This is a genomic window from Streptomyces sp. cmx-4-9 (assembly GCF_046548835.1).
In the GTDB taxonomy this organism is placed as follows: Bacteria; Actinomycetota; Actinomycetes; order Streptomycetales; family Streptomycetaceae; genus Streptomyces.
The window spans coordinates 1-20,425 of record NZ_JAEBEE010000012.1; the positions used below are offsets into that span (position 1 = coordinate 1).

Sequence of the window (20,425 nt, forward strand, 5' to 3'; positions counted from 1 at the left end):
CGGGTACGGCTTGCGTTCAGTCACCTCATCACATCACCAGAACGACGACTGCGGACCGCGGGATTCAGTCCACACCCACACCATCAAGCGACGACAGAACCGCCCGAAGACTCACGAACCGCCCTCTGAGAGCTCCTTACTACCGACTGGGCCATCTGGCGCGTCCATGCCCGTGGTGCTCCCCGACCTCTGTGGTCATTACACCCGGCGCACGCTGCATACCTCACCTCCGGAAGCGCTCCCCAGGCCCTGCTGCGCCCTGCCTGCACGGCACGGCGATAGGGATGCGCTGTGCAAGTAGCCGGGCGTACGCGGGGGGCGAGGACTGCATCTCGACAGCGCGGAGGAGGCTACCGCTTCATCCCTTCGTGCAATCCCTCACATAAACGCAGCGAACCGGACGACACGGATGTGGCGGGAACTTCCCGGGCGCAGCGGCATCTGTGCCGTTCCGCTGGAGTCTGCTGGGCAGGAGCAAGCCATGACGGAAGACGAGGGGTTGGAGAAACGAGTCACCGGGTTCGTCCTGTGGTGGGATCGCGGGCAGGGCCGCGGCGAGATCATCCCCCTGGGCTCCACCGACCCCGTGCTCGTAACCCGGGCCGATCTCATGAGCGCGTCCGGAAGCCTGTCCGCAGACCAACAAGTCACCTTCACTCTCGCCCTTGGTCCCACACGTTTCGAGGCGAGGGACGTTCGCCCATGACCATCGAGATCCCGGCCATTGCCCCTCAACCCGATGCCCGGACCGCCTGTACGACCCATCTGCAATGAGCCGTCCACGCCGGAGGGTTTCACCGTGAGCAGCAGAGCTGACCGACGCGGTAGATGCTGTGGCTGATGGACCCCGCGGATGGCGGTCTGCGAGAGCCGTCCGACGATGACCTGGATCGTGTCGCTCACCTGCTCGCGTCGGACGACGTGGCGATCGAGTGCCTGTCAGTTCCTGAGGTGTGCGATGCCGTGCTCGACGCGGATCCGGCGTGAGGAGTGCGCCGTGCATTGGCGTCCGTAGATGTCCCCGCACCAGCCAGCGACTTCTTCTCACATTTGCGGTGCGGTGGTGCACTACGTGGCCACCGGTCTGAGCGCCAGGGTCTGGTAGCTGGCGTTGATAAGGATCTTTACGTCGAGCTGCCAATCGGGTCTGGACCAGGCCCCGGCCTTGGGGAAGGCCTCACCGCCTTGACCCCGGACGTTGAAGACGTCTATCGGGGATGGATTAGCGTAGTTGTTGCTGGTTGGAGGCCGCTCTCGTAGCCGATCCGGGACCGCTGGCCGGAGCGGGAGTGCCGACGGCGGGTGTTGTATCGGGTCGGCCAGCGCTGGCCGGTGCTTCCATCCGATGCCGCGCTGGTATGGGAGCGCGAGTGGGGGAGGGTGGTGGGAGGGCACCGTCGTTGATCAGCCAGTCGACGAGCCGGTCGAAGGTGTTGGGGTCCAGGGGTTGTTCTGGCATTCCGCAGTGGGCCAGGGCCGTCCAGGTGGCGTCGGAGTGGACGGGTGGGTGTTGGTAGCGGGGGCCTGCAGCGAGCAGGTAGGCCGCCATGTCGCCGAGTCCGGCCAACGGTGCGACCTGCGGATCGTCAAGGTGTTCCTGGACGGACTGCCACCACTGCTCGACCGGGAGAGTGCGCAGGTGGTAGCCGGCTCGGGGCAGTGCGGCGAAAACGTCTGTGAGTGGGAGTTGGGTGCGGCGCACGAGGTGGAAGGTGTGCCCGGGGGCTGTGGGGTAACGGCTCAGTTCGACGATTGCCCGGGCGACCGTGTCCACTGCGTCGGCTGGTACCGCGCCGGCTCCGGTGGGCATAGTTCCTAGTGCCACCGCGGCGCGTAACAGCGGTACCAGCAGGTCCGCATCTGAGGTGCGCCCGGTGCCTGAGTGGCCGTAGATGACGCCGGGGCGCATCACGGTCGTCTCCAGACCGTTTCCGTGCGCGTCGCGGGCGGCCTCTTCGGCTTCGGCTTTGCTGCGCGGGTAGCCGAGGTCGGGCAGGACCTGGTGGCAGGGGGGCGTGGCCTCGTCCAGGCGCAGGGCGGAGGGGATGGGGGTGGGTACGATGGTCGCCAGGGTTGAGATGTGGATGAAGTGCACCCGCTGGCCGCTGCTCCGGGCGATGTGTCGGGCGAAGGTGATCAGGGAGCGGGTGCCGCCCACGTTGGCGGGGGCGAGCTTGCGGTAGGGGCCGGTGAGGTGCACCGAGGCACCGCAGTGGTGGACCGTGTCGATGACGGTCGAGAGTTCGGTGTGGTCCCGGTCGGTGAGTCCCAGGTCGGGTGCCAGCAGGTTGCCGCGCACCGCGATGAGCCGGTGGGCGGGGTAGGGGTGGCCGGTGAGCGGCAGCATGCGTGTCCGCAGGCGGTCGGTGGCATGGCTCTGGTCCGCGGCGCGGACAAGGCAGTACACCGTGGCGCGGGTGTGTGTTAGCAGGGCCAAGGCGAGTTCCCCGCCCAGGCTGCCGGTCGCACCGGTCAGCAGTACGGCTCGAGGGCCGACACCTCGGGCGTCAATTCCCGTCGTTGTCATCGTTGGGGTCCCTCCTGTTTCGTGTTCGGATGGCGGCCAGTAGGCCGCTGGGTCGGCCGGAGACGTGTCGTAGTCCGGGGCCTTGTCCACGTTGCGGTCGCACAGATCGGGGTGGAACCGGTTTGGTGGTTCCGTATCAGTGCGGGGTGCGCGATGGCTGACGGCTCCGGTACTCGTTCAAGTAGAGCGGGGCGAGGACTCCTCGCGGGCATGTGGGCGTGGTCGGTGTGCGGAAAGTTGAGCGCACGTTGAACGCGTCCGCGTCCGCGTTTGAGGGTGGGAGGCGGCCACTCGGAGTGGTCTCGGCGACGAAGCGGTGACGGGTGTCGTTCGCCGCGTGCAGGGCGCTACACGGGGCCCAGCCGACTACTGGGTCGCCCGGGGCGTGGTGGAGCGGTTCAGGGTCGCGCGGGCGGCGGGGTTGCGGTAGTGCGGGCGCAGGCGGGCGCGGAGCGTCCTGAGGGCGTTGTCGGCGCGGCGGCATTTCAGGTGGGGGTAGTCGTCGAGGAAGGACTGCCAGGTGGCTGCGGCTTCGTCGAGGTTACCCTGGTCGAGCTGGAGTTCAGCCAGTGTGGCGGTGGTCAGGGCGCGCGAGCGCCGTTCGGTGATGGGGCGGTTGCGGATGGAGGTGGTAAGGATGGTGATGGCCCCGCTCCGGTCGCCCAGGGCCGCTAGGACGGTGGCCTGTTGGTGGGCTAGGGATGCGGGGTGGTAGGTGCCGATTACACTGTGTGAGACGCGGGCGCGTTGGAGGTGGCGTTCGGCGGTGTTCAGGTGGGCCAGAGCGGTGTGCCGGTCCCCGGTGGCAGCGGCACTCACGGCGCCCTGTCCGTGCAGGAAGGCACGGGTGGCGCCGGGGAGGTTGCGGGGTGCTCCGGCCAGTGCCGTCTCGGCCAGCGTCTGGGCCGAGTGGTGGTGTCCTAGGGCGTGGGCCTGCACAGACAGGGCCCGCAGGGTGATCGCGTAGGCGGCGGGGTCGTTGTTCTCCACCGCGAGTTGCAGGGCGGTGTGGTAGTAGGCCTGGGCACGGTCGTTGCGGTTCTGGTCGAAGTTCATGAACGCGCACAGGTAGGTGAGTTCCGTGGCGGCGGTGAACAGGGTCCTGCGTGCAGTTTCCGCACGCGTGGTGCGCAGGCGTGGCGCGAGGTCCCGGGCCAGGTAGCTGGTGGCTGCGGCCAGGGCGTGTCCGCCTCCGAACGTGACGTCGCAGTCGGAGAGCACCCGAGTCATCGCGGTGGCGGTCCGTGCAGCTAAGGCGCCGGCCAGGTCATCGGGCGGCATCGTGGGCGGCGGCAGGCGGGGGGTCTGGCCCCAGATCGGGGGCGCGCAGGCGTGGAGGCTGTAGGCACCGCCCCGCGGTACGTCGCGTCTTGCGGTGTCCAGGTCTACCAACCGCGTCACTGCGTCCACCTTCCAATTTGTTTCTGGGGGTGGGTGCTTCACCTGGTCGGTCGACAAGTCCATGGGCGAGACCGGCCGCCCCAGGCGGCGGGTCAGGGCTTCGGCGATCAAGGCAGGGGCTGGCGGGCGGGGGCGGGTGCCCGCCATCCAGTGCCCGATCGTGCTGCGGTCGTAATGCAAATCCAGTCCGTTCTCGGCTCCGACGCTGTTGACCGCGGCGGCGAGGTCCGCTCCGCTCCACCCGGCCTGGGCCGTCAGCGCCCGTAATCGTTCGTTGGGCTGCCGCTCATGCGCCATGTCTCTCCTCCCCGCCCCGGGGGGCCCTTCGGGGCAAGCAACGGTGCGCTCTGGTTCTGTAATAACCGCCCTCCTGTACACGGTGTCAAGGCCCGGTGATCGCGACGGTCCCGAGCTCGCCGGTCCCGCCCGGGCCGGTGCACGAACCCCAGTTGTTGGTGCGCTGGGCGGGGCCTCTTGAGGTGTCAGCAACCCGGGTGTTGGGTAGATCGGCGGTCTTTCCACGCACGTGCGATTTTCCACGCTCCGCGGAGGGGCGGGACTGGTGTCGGCACCGCCAGTCCACGTCTACTGGTAGCGGGCAGCTGTCCGGAACATCCCACCTGTCGCGCAAATCGCTCGGCGCGACACACGGCCACTTCCCCCCCAGTGGCCGACTCCAGCCCAGAAGGAGTCCGACATGCCTCGCACGATATTCCTCACTGCGGCGCATCACCGCCCCGACGAGGCCGGCGCGGCCGCGGCATCGGTCCCGGACTGCCGGGTCCTGCTGACAGGCGGCCCCGCCGGGATCGGCGACTCGTGGCTACTGGCGGACGGTGAGGTACCAGCGGAGGGCGACCGGGTGACCGTCACCTACCTCGGACGTCGGCACCACTTCGAGTTCACCGGTGACGCAGTGGGGACCCGGCCGGTCTTCAAATGGATCTACGTCACCACCGTCGCCGAGTAGCGCGACGACAGCCCATCGCTGCGCCCGAACCGCGCAGCACTGTTCCCTCAGGAGTCATTCGTGTGCGCAACATCCACCCACCCGGAAGTGAGGGGCGAGCACATCGCCGTGGGCTTTCCCGGGCAGGGCTCCCAGGGCCCCTGCATGGGAGTGCCTTGGTACGGGCACCGCGCCTGGAACCTGGTCGAATACGCCGAGCAGCATTTGGGGCGCCCGCTGGTACCGATGCTGCTGGACCCGGCCGTCCCGCCGAATGGGGCCACCGAGACGCAGTTGGCGGTCGTGATGGTCTCGATGATGGCCTGGTCGCAGCTGGAACAGGAAGTGGCACCGAGGGTGCTGGCCGGGCACTCCCTGGGTCTGATCCCGGCCCTGTTTGCGGCCGGGGTCCTGACCGCGAAGGAGGCCGTCACCGTCGCCTCCCTGCGCGCGCTGGTCACCGAGGAAGCCTGTCGGCGGCACCCGGGTGGCATGGCGGCGGTGCTGATGCCGGTCGCGGACGCCGAGGCGGCTTGCGCTGAGCACGAATGCTGGGTCGCCAATGACAATGCCCCCCAACAGGCTGTCATCTCCGGTACACGTACCGGGCTGCGCGCGTCGATGGCCGCGGCCCGCCGCTTCGGGGCTGCGGACGTCATCCAGCTCGACATCGCTGGCGCGTTCCACAGCCCGCTGATGAAGGAAGCATCTGCCCGGTTCCAGGAGCTCCTTCAGGAGATCGACTTTGCCCCGACCCGCGCGGTGATCGTGCACAACGCAGTCGCCCACCCCCCTGGCAGCGCCACCGATTGGCGGGCGGTGGTAGCCGCCGACCTGGTCACACCGGTGCGGTGGCGCGAGACGCAACTCCTGCTGGCCCGCCGCGGCCTGACGACGTTCATCGAGGCCGGCTACGGACGCACCCTGACGGGCATCGCCAAACGCACCCTGGACCAGGTTCGGCTGGTCAACGCCTCCAGTCCGCAGGCCATCACCGAACTGGCCCGAACTCTCGGTCGGCCCGCGCCCTTGGTGCGCCAGTGAGCGGGCCGGCGCCGCCCGTGGCGATCGTCACCGGCGGCTCACGGGGCATCGGGGCAGCGGTTGCACGACAACTGGCGGCCACGGGACATCGGGTCGCGATCACGCACCGCGACAGCACCGTGCTAGCCGAAGAACTAGCGAAGGAGATCACCGCATGCGGGGGCACATGCCTGCCGGTACGGGCTGACGTGGGTGACCTGGACGACACCGAAGCATTGTTCTCCACCGTCCGAGCCGAACTGGGCCCGGTCGCGGTACTGGTCAACAACGCCGGGATGCTGCGCGACCGGCTCCTGATCGACATGAACGAAGCCGACTGGACTGTCTCCCTGCGCACCAACTTGACCGGGCCGTTCCATTGCACGCGGATGGCAGTCCCAAACATGCTCACCGCCCGCTGGGGACGGATCGTGAACATCGCCTCCGTCGCCGCGGTAACCGGCCCCGCCGGGCAAGCCAACTACGCGGCCGCCAAAGCCGGCCTGCTGGGGCTGACTCGTAGTACCGCACGCGAACTCGCCACCCGAGGCATCACCTGCAACGCAGTGCTGCCCGGCCTGGTCGACACCCAGATCATTGCCCACCTGGACCGGCCCCGCCGCGACCAACTCTGTCAACAGATCCCCCTGGGTCGCCTCGGCACTCCCGAACAGATCGCCTCGATGGTGACCTACCTGTGTTCCGACCCCGCCGGGTACGTCACCGGCGCCATCATCCCCGTCGACGGGGGCATGTCAATGGGCCACTGACCGGCCACAGCGATCAGAACCACCGAACGCCCCCACCCGCTGACCCCCTGCATCCGAGGAGAACACCCGTGGAAATCGAAGCAACCCGCGAACTCGTGCACGGCCTGATCGCCAAGATCCTCAGCGCCCCGCCGGAAAAGATCACCCCCGACGCGCGGCTGCGCGAAGACCTGGACGCCGACTCCCTGGACTTCGCCGAACTGACCGCGGCACTGGCTGAGCACGGTATCCACCTGGACAAGGCCCACGTCCGCGAGGCCGTCACCGTCGAGGCCTTGGTCACCCTGGCCGGTGCGGCATGAATCACGACCAAGACCCCCCGACGGCCCCGAAGGCCCCGCCGGGCACCGCCCCGAACTGGACCGGACGCCGCCGGGTCGCCATCACCGGCATGGGCGTCAAGACACCCGCCGGCTGCGACCTGACCACCTTCGCCGACACAGTCTTCGCCGGGCGCCCCACCGCCGCCAAGGTCACCCGCTTCGACGCGAGCACCCTGCCCACCCGCATCGCCTGCGAAGTCCACGACTTCGACCCCACCGCTTACGCGACGGGAAAGGCCTTGCGGCGGATGGACCGATTTACACAGATGGGCCTGGGGGCCGCCCTGGACGCCTACACCGACGCGGGCAGCCCCACCATTGCCCCAGAGCGGGCCGCGATCGCGTTCGGGACCTGTATCGCAGGCATCGACATCGCCTACGACATGGTCAAGGTCGCCGAGCACTCCGGGCCCCAGTTCGTCTCACCGTTCTTCGGATCGATGCAGATGCCCAGCGCACCCGTCGCCTACATCGGCCTGGAGCTGGGTTGGCACGGCCCCAGCATCACCGTCTCCTCCGCCTGCGCCACGGGCGCGGACGCAATCGCCACCGGCGCGCAGATGATCCGCGACGGACGCGCCGACCTGGTCCTGGCCGGAGCCTCGGATACCGGCGGCGTCAGCCCACTGCACATGGGCTCCTTCTGCTCCTCCGGGGCGCTGTCGACCCGCAACCATGACCCGGCCACCGCCTCACGCCCCTTCGATACCCACCGCGACGGCTACGTCATGGGCGAGGGAGCCGCATTCCTGCTCCTGGAAGACTACGACCGTGCCCTGGCCCGCGGCGCACGCATCCACGGTGAGATCTCCGGATACGCGCGCACCACCGACAGCCACCACATAACCGCCCCCCACCCGAGAGGCCGCTGGACGGCCCTGTGCATGACGCAGGCGATCACCGACGCCGGACTGGTGCCGGCCGACATCGCGCAGGTCAACTGCCACGCCACCGCAACCCCGCTGGGCGACGCCGCCGAAGCGCAGGCCCTGCTCACCGCATTCAACGGGGCGCCACCACCGGCCACCGGGACCAAGGGCGTGTTCGGACACCTGATCGGCGCGGCGGGTGCGGCCGAGGCAGTCGTCGCCGTACTCAGTGCCGGGCGCGGCCTGGTGCCGCCCACCGCCGGCTTCCAGGAGCTCGGCGCGGACTGCGCGGGCATCGACGTAGTCGCTGGACCCGCGCGTCCCGTGGGCATGGGACCAGTGCTGACCAACTCCTTCGGCGTCGGCGGACAGAACGCCGCCCTGGTCATCAAACCGCCCACCCTCCAGGAGGCGCGATGACCGGGATCGCTCCGGATCTCACGGGTCGGACGGTGGTGGTGACCGGTGGGGGGCACGGGCTGGGGGCGGTGATCGGCGAGGCGTTCGCCGACGCCGGTGCGAACGTGGTGCTGACCTGGTGCCGCTCCAAGGAGCGCGCCGAGCGCACCCGGGCCGACCTTGCGGACCGCGGCCACAAGATCGACCTGGTCCGCGCCAACGTCGCCGACCGCGACAGCGTCCGCGAACTGTTCACCACCGTCGCCGAACACCACCAACGTCTGGATGTCCTGATCAACAACGCCGCCTCCGGCGCGTTCACCCTCCTGGCCGACCTGCGCGACAAGGACCTCAACCGCGCCATCGACACCGACTACAAAGGCACCTGGTGGTGCAGCCAGGAAGCGCTCCCCTTGCTCGCCACCACCCGCGGCAACATCATCAACCTCACCGCCCCCACCGCAACCACCTCCCACCTGGGCGGGATCGCGCCGGCCAAGGCGGCGGTGGAATCCCTCACCCGCTACCTGGCCGCCGAATACGGCCCCCGCGGGGTGCGGGCCAACTGCCTCGCCCCCGGACTCCTGACCGGCGAACGCGCCCGCACCCTGCCCGACTTCGCACGCCGGCAGGCGGCGACCGCCGCCGCGACACCACTGCGCGGGATCGGCGACCCTGCCGCCGTCGCAGCCGCCGCCCTGTTCCTCGCCTCACCCGCCGCCCGCTGGATCACCGGCCACACCTTGGTCGTCGACGGCGGCTACAGCATCCGCCCCGACCACCCCCTGCCCGAAGACATGCCATGACCCCGACCACATTCACGGGTCGGACGGTGGTGGTGACCGGTGGGGGGCACGGGCTGGGGGCGGTGATCGGCGAGGCGTTCGCCGACGCCGGTGCGAACGTGGTGCTGACCTGGTGCCGCTCCAAGGAGCGCGCCGAGCGCACCCGGGCCGACCTTGCGGACCGCGGCCACAAGATCGACCTGGTCCGCGCCAACGTCGCCGACCGCGACAGCGTCCGCGAACTGTTCACCACCGTCGCCGAACACCACCAACGTCTGGATGTCCTGATCAACAACGCCGCCTCCGGCGCGTTCACCCTCCTGGCCGACCTGCGCGACAAGGACCTCAACCGCGCCATCGACACCGACTACAAAGGCACCTGGTGGTGCAGCCAGGAAGCGCTCCCCTTGCTCGCCACCACCCGCGGCAACATCATCAACATCACCGTGTCCGTTCCTGTCAACCCCTACGGCGCGGTCGCGGGACCCGCAAAGGCTGCGGTGGAATGCCTCACTCGCTACCTGGCCGCCGAATACGGCCCCCGCGGGGTGCGGGCCAACTGCCTCGCCCCCGGACTCCTGACCGGCGAACGCGCCCGCAGCTTCCCCCAAGCCAAGCAATTGGAAGCCGTCCTTGCCGCCGCGACACCACTGCGCGGGATCGGCGACCCTGCCGCCGTCGCAGCCGCCGCCCTGTTCCTCGCCTCACCCGCCGCCCGCTGGATCACCGGCCACACCCTCGCCGTCGACGGCGGGTACTCCCTGTGCGCCAACGGCTTCACCCCAGGAGTCATGCCGTGACCACCGAGACCTTCGCCGGCCGAACCGTTCTGATCACCGGCGGCGGGCACGGTATCGGTGCCGTTACTGCCGCCCAGTTCGCCGCTGCCGGCGCGCACGTCATCCTCGGCTGCTTCCGCGACCGCGCCGCCGCAGAAGCCACTCTCAAGACCCTGCCCGTCAACCGCGCGGAGATCATTCAGGCCGATGTCCGCGACCGTGAGGCGGTCCACGACATGTTCGACACAGTCCGCGCCCGGCACGGCCGCCTCGACATCCTGGTCAACAACGCCGCTCCGGCGTTTTCCGTCCCGTCCCGGACCTGACGCCCCGCAACTGGGAACGCGCCCTGGACGATGACCGGCGAGCAATGCGCCGTTGTCAACCTCTCCTCGGTCGGCGTTGCCATGGTGCTGCCTTACTACGCCGCCGCCGGGGCGTCCAAAGCCGCAATCGAAAACCTGACCCGCTGCCACGCCGTCTAGGACCTGTCCGGGCGATCATCGTGGTGGTCAATGACCTCTGGCCATAGCCCCGGCGTTGTCAGTCCCCGCCGTTACCGTTCGGCCATTCACGATCTTCAGGGAGGGGTGGCTCAATGGGTGCCAGCGGATGGGACTACATCACCGGGTACGACGGCGATGCTGAGGCGGCCTTGCGGACGCTGCAGGCCAGGGTGTTTCAGGAGCAGTACGGCGACGGTGCCCGCTACCGAAGCCTGCAGGACCTGTACGCGGATGAGGAGTTCATGGGCGAAGAAGGCACCCATACGATCCTCGACATCGACAGGGTTGTTGCCACGGATGCCCCTCCGACGCAGTCCGGTATCGCTGACTACGGCACCCTGCGCCCTCTGGCACTCAGCCGCGTGGTGCACCACTTCGGCGCCGACCGCCCGACGGTCGAGCAGTACGAAGAGCTCGCTGCCGCTGCCCATGAGGCTGCGAGCCATGAGGAGCACGAGCGGAGCCTTTTCGGCGAGTGTCAGATGCGATGGACCGGCTACTACATCGTCCTCTACTCCGATGACAGGCCGACTCACCTGGGAATCTTCGGCTTCTCCGGAGACTAGGACGGATCCGGCGGAGCGGGTTACTGCCTCGGGTGCGGATCGTTGATGTGGACATGGGGCGGGGTGATCTGAGTGATGCAGTGTGGGAACGGCTGCGGCCGTTCCTGCCGGTCAGTAACAGGCGTTGTGGCAGGTGGCGGGACCACCGGCAGGTGATCGACGGGATTCTGCACCGGGTGCGGACCGGAGTGCAGTGGCGTGACCTGCCCGAACGGTTCGGACCGTGGAAGACCGTTTACGAACGCCACCGGCTGTGGTCGGGCGACGGGACGTGGGAGCAGCTGCTTCAGCAGGTGCAGGCCGCCGCCGCTGCGGCGGGCGAGATCGACTGGGACATCTCGGTCGACTCCACCATCGTGCGGGCTCATCAGCACGCGGCCGGCGCCCGCACCGACCCGCCGCCCGCACCGGCCTCAAAGGGGGCCGAGCGGGCAGAACACCAGGGCGAAACCGCATGGCAGAGTCTGCACGCCCGCCTGGCGGAGGTGGTGCGGGAAGTGAGGGCCTGGGCCGCTCGCGCGGCGGGTTCACCACCAAGCTCCACCTCAGTGCCGACGGCCGGTGCCGACCGCTGTCCCTGATCGTCACACCAGGTGAGCGGGCGGACTGCACCCAGTTCCATTTCGTGTTGGAGAAGATCCGCGCCCCGAAAACCGGCCTGGGCAGGCCCCGAAAGAAGCCGGACAGCGTCGCCGCCGACAAGGCCTACAGCAACGGTCCGTGCCGTGAGTACCTGCGCCGCCGGGGACGGGCACACGATCCCGGAGAAGTCCGACAGCCAGGCCGCCCGCAAGCGCAAGGGCTCACGCGGCGGCCGGTCACCGGGCTTCGATGAAGAGCGGTACAAGAAACGCAACACCGTCGAGCGAGCGATCAACCGCTTGAAGCAGCACCGGGCGGTGGCCACTCGCTACGACAAGCGCGGCTATGTCTTCCTCGGCACTACAACAGCAGCAGCTCTCACCATCTGGCTACGAACGTGATCGCCCGGACAGGTCCTAGTACGCCACCTTGGGTATCCGGGTCAACACCGCCTCCAGCAGCCTGATCGCCGGTGACAACGACACCGCCCACCTGCCCCCCACATCCTGGAAGCAGCCACCTCCCTCACCCCTATGAACCGGCTCGGCCGCTTAGAGGAACTAGCCGCCCTCGTCCTTTTCCTGGCCTCGCCCGCCGCGAGTTGGATCACCGGCCAGACCGTCTGTGCCGACGGCGGCATGACCATCGGCTACCTCGCAGCCAGCACCAGCAGGCTCGAACCCCCAATCCGGTGACAGCCCGCGGCTATACCCCACCGCCCCGGGGACGCGCTGGCATGAGCCCGTCCATGATGTGGGACCGACGGACCCGGCTCGGCCGTCCCGCGACTGGGATACCCCGCGAGAGGCCAGGCTGGAGCGGACCTGACGTTTCACCACGGCAGCCGGATCCAGTCCCGCCAAAGCGGCCGCCAGTTCATGCGCAGTCGAAGGTGGCCCCGTCACCAAGCGGTCGCCCCCACCAGCGCGGCCGCACGCAGCCCGCCCACCTGGACATCCTCCACAGCGGCCGCGAAACACACCGGGACACGCAGTGTCGGCGTACGCCTGAACGTGGCCCTGACATTTTTCGTAGCCGGAGATCACCCTGATGCGGCAAGGGCCCCGCGTTTTGCGGGGTGGCAGCCTTTGTGTGTGTTCTGTTGAGCTATCTAAGCTCCTCCGGCTGCCGCGCTTGGCGTCACCAGCCGGGTCAAGGTCCGCAGTGCCTCCGCCCAATCGGAACACCTCCCGCCGGGCACCAACCAGCCACGCCGTCCTCCAATAACCCCCACGCGATGGCCGGCGTGGTCCAGGGCGGTGAGTGGTCGTGGACGAGCCTTCGATCCACGCGCGCCAATGTGCTCGTTCCTGGCTGGCCGAGAGTGGGATTCAGGCCGGAGTGCGCCCGCTCGACTTTCGTCGCTCTGGCCACCTGAGGCGTCCCAGGAGTGTGGACACGCCAAACAAGGTCCTGATACGAGCTCTTCGGGAGGATGGGGCTCGTGCCCAGAATGCCTCATGGGGCCTGTCAAGCGCAGCCTGAATGTGCACTTGCGCAGTTCACCTCTGGCATATGCCCCGCCCTCCGCAAGAGCAAGGCCCCGGATCCGGTCTTGGCATGCAGGCCTACTTTGCGCCGTTTGGTGCAGCTTGAAGTGCGCTTGCTTGTGGCATCAGGTCAGCTTGGCTTCGCCCTTTCCAGCGGGCACGAACAGGAGGAACCATGCGCAATACCATCCGAGGAGCCCTTCTCGCGATTGGCGCTTTGATCGCTCTGTCTGGCGTGATCACTGCCGCAGCCGCCACGCCCCTGGCTCCCTGCACTCCGAATAGCGAGCCGAGAGTGCGTGGAATTTGCCTGCCTCTCGGCAGCCTCGGCAGCCTCGGAGAAGGCCTGCTCTTCTCTCGTTCACCAGATTGCAGTGCAGGCGAATGGTGCGCCTATGTGCCACCGCTTCGAAGCGCAGTGGTGCCTGCCGTCCGCAACGACTGACCAGGCCTCACCTTACGAGGTCGACATGCGTGGCTCCGAATTCCGCCGGATCGAGTGCCACGCGTCACCTCCCTCATCCTGGGCGATTGGTGATGATCGTCGAGGTTGCGAGCGGTTCACGAAAAGAGTCGGATCACAAAGACGGTTGTGCCGCTCGGATATCCGCCCCCGAGTCCGTTGGCCAAGGCCCATGCTGCGAATTTCTCGAGGCCGAGAGCATCCAAGACAGTTTGGAATCCGCGGTCGATGATGTTGTCCTCAACACCACAACCAATGCGCTAATGGTGGTACGCCCAGGTCGTGCCGTGCGTGGGGGCCGGGTGTGCGTCCCTTCCAGTCAACGACGTGAAGGCCCTCCGGCCGCGACTTCGCCACCGGGGTGGCCGGGGACACTTTGGCTCAGCGCTGCGTCCAAGTCGGCTTCGGCGGCGCTTCAAGTAGGAGTTCGTCCGCGGCGGAGAAGCTGTCGATGCCTCCTTCCTCCCAAGCCACAACCACCAACGGTTCGCCCAGCGTGTCGGTTGCCGCTTTCAGGGCCCGAACCTTGCGCCACTGGCCCTCGTAGCCGATCACGTCACCTTGCTTCAGGTGGGCGGCAGTTTTGGTCGGCACGCTCATGACACTGGCCCTAGGGTCCCGGCCGCCTGCGCTGCAGCTCCCGCAGCCGGACCGCGCCGGCGAACTCCGCGGCTGCGGGCTGGCCTGGTGCTGCCTGGTTCCTGGGAGCGCAAGGGGATCCTTTCGGCCGGGCACAAACGTCCCACATTCCGATGCTGCGGGGGCGTATGTCGCGTGACCTGGGCGTGAGCGGACCAGACGGTGCCTGCGGGCACGAGCGGATGACGTTAGCGGTCTACGGGAACTTCGACCCTGCGTTACGTCATGGGTGGCCGCTTCGCCTTTGGTCAGTTCCCTGCATCCGTGGCCGGAGGTGTCGAGTGTGGGCGAGAACGTCCCGGCCGACACCGTCCTGGGCAATGGAGTCGAAGCCCTTTTCGGATTCGGTTCGCTTCGCGGTGCCGCTGGCCATGCGTTGGTCCTCTGTTCAGTCAGCGTGCGGCCCGCAGACCGCGCCGTCCCCCGGGTGTAGGTGTCTCCTCGGTCCCTCCCCGGCCGGCACCGCCTCTACACGCGCCCCTCCCTCTTGCCCCTTCTTGGCCGAAAGTTACAGGCGCGTGGTCCGACCCCTGCCGGGCTCCGCCTTACCTTGACATCGTCGGCGGGCTAGCGTTGCTCCGCAGGTTGCGATGGGGACGCTTCTCCAGTCACTGTGCGGGTTCCCCCCATGCCAGGCTGGCAGGCAGGCGGGGATGCCGTTACCCGACAAGCAAAATATCGGGTTATCGGGTACGGAGGGCGCCGACAGCAATGCGGGCGGTTGTGCCGATGACGGCGTCGATGGCGGGGAGTGTTGCGGCGGGGTTGGCGGCGCGGGTGAAGACGGCGATGGCGTAGCGGCCGCCGTCGGGGTATTCGATGACGCCGATCTCGTTGCGGAGGGTGGGCAGGGTGCCGGTTTTTCCGGCGACGTGGACGTCGTCGAAGGGGAATCCTGAGGCCAGGCGGTGGGGCCAGACCTGAAGGGCGAGGAGGCGCCGGATCGCGGCGCTGTGTTCGGGTGTGCAGGCCTCATCGCGCCAGATGGCGGTGAGGAGGCGGGTCATGTCGCGTGGGGTGCTGTGGTTGGTGCGGGCGGGGTCCAGTGCGCGTAGGCGGGCGATGACGTGAGGGTCGGTTAGGGCTTGTGCGCCGTCGGGGCCGGCGTCTTCGCGGATGGTGGTGAGGTTTTGGGCGAAGGTGTGCAGGGCGCGGGTGTGGGTGAGGCCGAGGCTTTGGGTGGTGGTGTTGACGGCTTCGAGGCCGACGCGTTCGAGGAGGAGTTCGGCGGCGGCGTTGTCGCTGAGGGCTGTCATGAGGTAGGCGGCGTCGCGCAGGGAGATCCGGACGGGGTCGAGCATCGCGGCCAGTCCGGTCGGACCTGCGGTGCGTCCGCCGGATGGGCATTCGACTTGTTCGGTCAGGTCCAGGCGGCCTTGTTCGGCGTGCTGGTGGAGGGTGAGGAGCAGGCAGAGCTTGTGGACGCTGGCGGTGACAACGAGGTGGTCAGCGCCGACGTTGATCTCGGCACCGGTGTCGATGTCGACGGCGTGGAGCCAGCCGGTTGCGCCGGCTTCGGCGAAGGCCGTGTGGATGCGCTGGAGGGGGTTCACAGCCAGTACTCCGATGCCGGACGCAGGTGAAGGGTGCGCGGGGGGAGGTCGGTGGAGACCCCGGGGGTGTCACGCAGGACGTTGAGGGCGGCGTCGGCGAAGGCGGTGACGGCGGCGCTGTTGCGGTTCTTGGGCCAGGCTGTGGAGAAGCGCCAGGCGAGGGGGGTGCCGGCCAGGGGGCGCCAGACGATGCCAGTGCCGTCGCCGTCGGTCGGGTGGGCGGGGTCGGGTGGGGTGAAGGTGACGGCGTTGACGGAGTGGATCAGGCCGCTGATGAAGCTGTCGCCCTTGCCGTGGCGGACAGTTTGGGGGGTGTAGCCGTCGCGTGCGCAGGTGGTGAGCAGGTCGTCGTAGAGGGCGGGGGCATCTGCGCGGGGGAAGAGGATCAGGTCATGTCCGGTGAGGGCGGACAGTGGCACTTCGTCTCGTGTGGCCAGGGATGAGGCGGGCGGCAGGAGGACGCCGAGTTCGCGGCGGAGCACTGGGCCGAGTTCGAGTCCTGTGGTGTCGCAGGGGTGGTGGATGAGCCCTGCGTCGAGTTCGTGCGAGGTCATGCGGGTGAGTTGTTCGGTGGTGGACAGCTCGTGGAGTTCCACCTTGAGGCCGGGTTGGTGCCGGTGCAGGTTGGCGAGGATCGCGGCGACGGGTTCGCCGGCCATGCCGTACGGGAGGCCGGCGCGCAGGAGGCCGGTGTGGCCGTCGCGGATGCGGGCGGAGCTGGCCAGGAACGTGTCGGTAGCGGCGATCAGAGCCCGTGCGTCGTCCAGCAGGAGGGCGCCGCCCTGGGTGAGGGTGACGCTGCGGCTGGTGCGTTCGAAGAGTCGTAGGCCGAGCTCCTTCTCCAAGCGCTGGATGCGCTGGGAGAGGGGCGGCTGGGCCATGCCCAGTCGGATGGCGGCTCGACCGAAATGTCTCTCCTCTGCAACAGCGATGAAGCACCGCACATGTCCGACTATGTCCATGAACAGGAATGATATCAGAAGCATATCAATACGGGCTTGATGCAGATATTGGACATGATTTTGGTGGCGGTGTCTGATCTGGGGACATGTTCACCTCTTCGTTCCCCGCTCTGGCTCTCATCACTCTGCTCTTCGCGGTCGGCGTGGGCGCCTGCGCCGTGGCGTACGTGCCTGCCCCTGAACCCCGCACTGAGCCCAGGGGGGAGTTGCCTGCGGCGGAGCACGGGGCGCGGGTAGATCGCCTGCGTGACGCCGACGGTCCCCGGCGTCTGCGTCCGCGCTGCGGATTCCCTGGGGTGTGGCCGCCCCGGCCCGCCCCCGATCCCGCGGCGCGGTTTGCATCCCCGCGGGACGGCCGTCCGGGGCGTGAGCAGGCTCCTGTCCAAGACACGCACCGCCCCAGTCGTGAAGCAGTCCAGCAGAACAACGGAAGGACCCTTTGATGCCTGACTCGGAACGCCCTGTCCCCGCCCGGCGCCGACGTTGGCGCCTTATGTGTACCGCCATTGCAGCGGCCGCTGCCGTCGCGGCAGGCGGCGCATACGCCGGGCAATGGTGGCCGTTCACCTCACGCCAACCCGTCATATCCCCCAAGGCCGTGGCGCAGGCGGAGGCGTTTTTGGCGGACTGGGCGGGCGGCCGTACCGAGAGCGCGGGGGCTCGCACCACCAGTCCCGATCAGGCGCAGACGACGTTGCGGAACTTCACCGCGGGGCTCGACATCGCCGCACCAGCCCTGACGGCCGGCGCGGCGAGTGCAGCGAAGGACGGCACCGTCACCGTCGCGTTCTCCGCGAAGATGCCGGTCGCCGGCCTGGGGACCTGGTCCTACGACTCCCAGATACCCGTGCGCCGCCAGAAGGACGGGGCCTGGAAGGTGGCCTGGGACCTGTCACTGGTTCATCCGCACCTAAGCAGCACCGAGAAGTTCCGCCTGCAGCGCCAGGACACGGCTATCCCCCCGGTCACCGACCGAAACGGTGCGCGCCTGTCCGCGGACGCCAACCCTTCCCTGAAGCCGGTTATCGATCAAATCGCACAGCGGGCCGGGGCAGGCCCGCGCGGCGTCATCGAGCGGATCGACCGGGCCAGTGAGGAAGTCACCGGCACCGAAGTCCGGTTCGGCAAGGAAGAGGGCGCTGCGGCTGGACAGAGCATCCGCAGCACGCTCGACGCGAAGTGGCAGGCGGCTGCCGACCAGGCGCTTGCCGCGAAGGCCGACGGCAAGGACGCGGCACTGGTGGCGCTGCGCATCGACAACGGCGAGATCCTGGCCGTGGCGAACTCACCGGCCGCCGGATTCAACCGAGCTCTCTCGGGTACGTACGCCCCTGGCTCGACGTGGAAGATCGTCACCACCGGCGCGCTGTTCCTGGGCGGCGCAGTGAAGCCGGGTGACATCGTTGACTGTCCCAAGTACCTGACGGTCGGCAAGCAGTTCCACAACGTGGAGACTTCCGAGTTCCCCGGTGCGACGTTCACCAAGAACTTCACCGAGTCCTGCAACACCGGGTTCATCAGCCTGCGCGGCAAAGTCGGCGACAGCGAGCTCGGGGAGGTCGCCGGGAAGTACTTCGGCATCGGGCAGAAGTGGAACGTGGGCCTTCCCACCTTCGACGGTTCCGTACCCACCCCTGGGGACCAGACCGAGAAGGCTGCCTCGATGATCGGCCAGGGGCGCGTGCTGGGCAATCCGCTGACCATGGCTTCCGTCGCCGCGACCGCCGTATCCGGCTCTTTCCACCAGCCCACCATCACCTCCGACGGCGAGGACAGGACCACCACCAGCGCGCTGCCCGGGGAGGTCGTCAGCCAGCTGCGCGCCCTGATGCGGGCCACGGTCACCGATGGCACCGCGCGCGGCTTGGCCGGCCTGCCCGGGAACGTCGGCGCGAAGACCGGCACCGCCGAGGTCAGCGAGAGCGCCCCGAACAACGGCTGGGTCGTCGCCACCCGCGGCAACGTCGCCGTCGCCGTCGTCGTAGAAGGCGGCATCACCGGCGGATCTTCCGCGGTGCCCGTCGTACGCCACCTCCTCGAAGCCCTCCCGCACGACCCTTCCTGACCGAACCCGGCCATGCCCGCGTCCGCGAGTCGGACCCCTTCGAGAGAGAACATGAACAAGACCCTCCGACACACTGCCGTCTTCTTCGGGGTGCTGTTCTTCGCCCTGCTCGCCCGGGCGACCTGGATCCACGCCGTGTCCGGCGAGAGCCTGGCCAAAGACCCGAACAACCGCAGGAATCTGATCGACGCGTTCAGCCGCCCACGCGGGGACATCATCGTCGGCGGACGCCCCATCACCACATCGATAGCGACACCCGGCTCCGACCTGCTGTACAAGCGCGCCTACACCGACGGACCGATGTACGCGCCGATCACCGGCTACCTCTCCCAGGCCCAAGGCGCCACCATGCTCGAAGGCGTCCACCGCGACGTACTTGCCGGCACCGACCTGCGCCTACACGACAACGCCTTCGACGCCCTGATCGGGAAGGAGACCGCCGGCGGGGACATCGTCACCACCATCGACCCCGACGCACAGAAAGCCGCCTACATGGGGCTCACCGACCTCGGCGCGAAGGGCGCGGTCGTCGCTCTCGATCCCCGCAGCGGGAAGATCCTCGCCATGGCCAGCACCCCCTCCTACGACCCGTCCGTCTTCGCCGGAAACTCCCGCAAGGAGGGCGAGGAATTCACCCGCCTCGACGAGGACAAGGACAAGCCGCTGTCCAACCGGGCGATCCGCGAGGCCTACCCGCCCGGCTCCACCTTCAAGATCCTCACCGCAGCCGCAGCCCTGGAACACGGCACGGTCACCGACATCGACACCCCCACCGGCATCCCCGCCCCCTACCAGCTGCCCGACAGCTCGACGAAGATCGGCAACGTCGTGCCCGACGCCCAGTGCGACAAGGTCTCGATGAAGACGGCCATGCAGTGGTCCTGCAACAATGTCTTCCTGGACGCAGCCCTGAAAACCGGCGCCGGCAAGATGCGCGAGACCGCCGAGAAGTTCGGCTTCAACCAGGAGCACTTCCTGCCCGTCCGCACCTCCGCCGCAACCTACCCCGACCAGCTCGACAGGCCCCAGACCGCACTCACCGGCATGGGCCAGGGAAGCCTCACCAGCACCCCCATGCAGATGGCCATGGTCGCCGCCGGCATCGCCAACAACGGCACCGTGATGAAGCCCTACCTCATCGAACAGATCCAGGCACCCGACCTGTCCGTCATCGAGAAGACCGATCCCGAGGCGCACGGCCAGGCCGTCTCCGAACGCACCGCGAAGAAGGTGCAGGCCATGATGGAACACACCGTCCGCGAGGGCACCGCCGACGGAGCACAAATACCCGGGGTGACCATCGGAGCGAAACCCGGCACCGCCCAACACGGCAACGACGTACGCGACGAGCGCCCCTACGCCTGGTTCGTCTCCTACGCCAAACAGAGCGACGGAACCTCCCCCGTCGCCGTAGCCGTGTTCATCGACCCCAAGGACATGAACATCTCACGCTCCGACATCGGCGGCGGCCGACTCGGCGCACCCATCGCCAAAGCAGTCATGAACGCCGTGCTGAAATGATCCGGACGCGTGCAAGGTCATCTTGGACGGGGTGGCAGCCGGAGCCGGATACCGCATTCGCGCTCGTCTCGCCGCGTGTTCCTACTACGGCCGCTGTGAACCGGGGCTTCCCGCCGGACCGTGCCGGTCATGCTCGAGGAGGCGTTTTCAAACCCGGGAGTGTGTACCTGTTGTGCATCAGGCTGTCCATTTCACTCCGGCGTAACCCTTCTGGAAGGCTGCACGCCGGTGTGAGCGTAGCGATATCAGAGCA

The 20,425-nt window shown here is 68.2% G+C and carries 18 protein-coding genes and 2 pseudogenes; 15 read left to right on the top strand and 5 right to left on the bottom strand.

Translation table 11 applies throughout. From position 1 onward, the window contains the following. Nucleotides 1-481 precede the first annotated feature (481 nt). A complete protein-coding gene (locus ACLJTM_RS31615) occupies nucleotides 482-706 on the top strand; it encodes a hypothetical protein (protein WP_411107229.1) in 225 nt (74 codons plus the stop codon). A gap of 134 nt (nucleotides 707-840) precedes the next feature. After that, the gene (locus tag ACLJTM_RS31620) at nucleotides 841-987 is read left to right on the top strand and encodes a hypothetical protein (protein ID WP_411107230.1); all 147 of its coding nucleotides are present in this window, start codon (nucleotides 841-843) and stop codon (nucleotides 985-987) included. A gap of 235 nt (nucleotides 988-1,222) precedes the next feature. On the opposite strand, the gene ACLJTM_RS31625 is transcribed toward ACLJTM_RS31620, so the two are convergent. Together ACLJTM_RS31625 and ACLJTM_RS31630 are read right to left on the bottom strand one after the other, a co-directional pair. Continuing rightward, nucleotides 1,223-2,527 (bottom strand): SDR family oxidoreductase, encoded by a 1,305-nt coding sequence (locus ACLJTM_RS31625; RefSeq protein ID WP_411107231.1) that lies wholly within the window; start codon nucleotides 2,525-2,527, stop codon nucleotides 1,223-1,225. Nucleotides 2,528-2,893: 366 nt separating this feature from the next. Further along, the gene (locus ACLJTM_RS31630; protein WP_411107232.1) at nucleotides 2,894-4,225 is read right to left on the bottom strand and encodes a tetratricopeptide repeat protein; all 1,332 of its coding nucleotides are present in this window, start codon (nucleotides 4,223-4,225) and stop codon (nucleotides 2,894-2,896) included. Between the two features lie 400 nt (nucleotides 4,226-4,625). Between ACLJTM_RS31630 and ACLJTM_RS31635 the strand changes: the two genes are divergently transcribed. From ACLJTM_RS31635 to ACLJTM_RS31685, 11 genes and pseudogenes are all read left to right on the top strand, one after another. After that, the gene (locus ACLJTM_RS31635; RefSeq protein WP_411107233.1) at nucleotides 4,626-4,898 is read left to right on the top strand and encodes a DUF5988 family protein; all 273 of its coding nucleotides are present in this window, start codon (nucleotides 4,626-4,628) and stop codon (nucleotides 4,896-4,898) included. Between the two features lie 60 nt (nucleotides 4,899-4,958). Further along, nucleotides 4,959-5,921 carry an ACP S-malonyltransferase gene (locus tag ACLJTM_RS31640; RefSeq protein WP_411107234.1) on the top strand — a complete coding sequence of 321 codons (963 nt, stop codon included), beginning with the start codon at nucleotides 4,959-4,961 and terminating at the stop codon, nucleotides 5,919-5,921. Between the two features lie 17 nt (nucleotides 5,922-5,938). Beyond that, nucleotides 5,939-6,670, top strand: a complete 732-nt coding sequence (locus tag ACLJTM_RS31645; protein WP_411107235.1) for a 3-oxoacyl-ACP reductase family protein — start codon at nucleotides 5,939-5,941, stop codon at nucleotides 6,668-6,670. A gap of 68 nt (nucleotides 6,671-6,738) precedes the next feature. Next, the gene (locus tag ACLJTM_RS31650; protein ID WP_411107236.1) at nucleotides 6,739-6,972 is read left to right on the top strand and encodes an acyl carrier protein; all 234 of its coding nucleotides are present in this window, start codon (nucleotides 6,739-6,741) and stop codon (nucleotides 6,970-6,972) included. Beyond that, on the top strand, nucleotides 6,969-8,282 hold the full coding sequence (locus ACLJTM_RS31655; RefSeq protein ID WP_411107237.1) for a beta-ketoacyl-[acyl-carrier-protein] synthase family protein: 1,314 nt from the start codon (nucleotides 6,969-6,971) through the stop codon (nucleotides 8,280-8,282). The genes ACLJTM_RS31650 and ACLJTM_RS31655 overlap by 4 nt, the downstream gene beginning before the upstream one ends. Continuing rightward, nucleotides 8,279-9,067: an SDR family NAD(P)-dependent oxidoreductase gene (locus ACLJTM_RS31660; RefSeq protein ID WP_411107238.1), complete on the top strand. Its 789-nt coding sequence runs from the start codon at nucleotides 8,279-8,281 to the stop codon at nucleotides 9,065-9,067. Before ACLJTM_RS31655 ends, ACLJTM_RS31660 begins: the two co-directional genes overlap by 4 nt. After that, nucleotides 9,064-9,846, top strand: coding sequence for an SDR family NAD(P)-dependent oxidoreductase (locus ACLJTM_RS31665; protein ID WP_411107239.1), 783 nt, complete (start codon nucleotides 9,064-9,066; stop codon nucleotides 9,844-9,846). The genes ACLJTM_RS31660 and ACLJTM_RS31665 overlap by 4 nt, the downstream gene beginning before the upstream one ends. Further along, a pseudogene (locus tag ACLJTM_RS31670) lies at nucleotides 9,843-10,310 on the top strand (SDR family NAD(P)-dependent oxidoreductase). The gene ACLJTM_RS31665 and the pseudogene ACLJTM_RS31670 overlap by 4 nt, the downstream one beginning before the upstream one ends. 113 nt (nucleotides 10,311-10,423) lie before the next feature. Beyond that, on the top strand, nucleotides 10,424-10,897 hold the full coding sequence (locus tag ACLJTM_RS31675; RefSeq protein WP_411107240.1) for a hypothetical protein: 474 nt from the start codon (nucleotides 10,424-10,426) through the stop codon (nucleotides 10,895-10,897). Nucleotides 10,898-10,950: 53 nt separating this feature from the next. Next, a pseudogene (locus ACLJTM_RS31680) lies at nucleotides 10,951-11,880 on the top strand (IS5 family transposase). 105 nt (nucleotides 11,881-11,985) lie between these two features. Continuing rightward, complete coding sequence (locus ACLJTM_RS31685) at nucleotides 11,986-12,174, top strand: SDR family oxidoreductase (protein ID WP_411107397.1); 189 nt, start codon at nucleotides 11,986-11,988, stop codon at nucleotides 12,172-12,174. A gap of 1,639 nt (nucleotides 12,175-13,813) precedes the next feature. Here ACLJTM_RS31685 and ACLJTM_RS31690 read toward each other — a convergent pair. The 3 genes from ACLJTM_RS31690 to ACLJTM_RS31700 all read right to left on the bottom strand — a co-directional run bounded on the left by ACLJTM_RS31690 (nucleotide 13,814) and on the right by ACLJTM_RS31700 (nucleotide 16,586). Continuing rightward, complete coding sequence (locus tag ACLJTM_RS31690) at nucleotides 13,814-14,032, bottom strand: hypothetical protein (protein ID WP_411107242.1); 219 nt, start codon at nucleotides 14,030-14,032, stop codon at nucleotides 13,814-13,816. Nucleotides 14,033-14,754: 722 nt separating this feature from the next. Continuing rightward, nucleotides 14,755-15,624, bottom strand: a complete 870-nt coding sequence (locus ACLJTM_RS31695) for a serine hydrolase (RefSeq protein WP_411107243.1) — start codon at nucleotides 15,622-15,624, stop codon at nucleotides 14,755-14,757. Continuing rightward, a complete protein-coding gene (locus ACLJTM_RS31700) occupies nucleotides 15,621-16,586 on the bottom strand; it encodes a LysR substrate-binding domain-containing protein (RefSeq protein WP_411107244.1) in 966 nt (321 codons plus the stop codon). The genes ACLJTM_RS31695 and ACLJTM_RS31700 overlap by 4 nt, the downstream gene beginning before the upstream one ends. Nucleotides 16,587-17,028: 442 nt before the next feature. Between ACLJTM_RS31700 and ACLJTM_RS31705 the strand changes: the two genes are divergently transcribed. After that, nucleotides 17,029-18,651: a penicillin-binding transpeptidase domain-containing protein gene (locus tag ACLJTM_RS31705; protein WP_411107245.1), complete on the top strand. Its 1,623-nt coding sequence runs from the start codon at nucleotides 17,029-17,031 to the stop codon at nucleotides 18,649-18,651. A gap of 51 nt (nucleotides 18,652-18,702) precedes the next feature. After that, a complete protein-coding gene (locus tag ACLJTM_RS31710; RefSeq protein WP_411107246.1) occupies nucleotides 18,703-20,172 on the top strand; it encodes a peptidoglycan D,D-transpeptidase FtsI family protein in 1,470 nt (489 codons plus the stop codon). Nucleotides 20,173-20,425 lie beyond the last annotated feature (253 nt).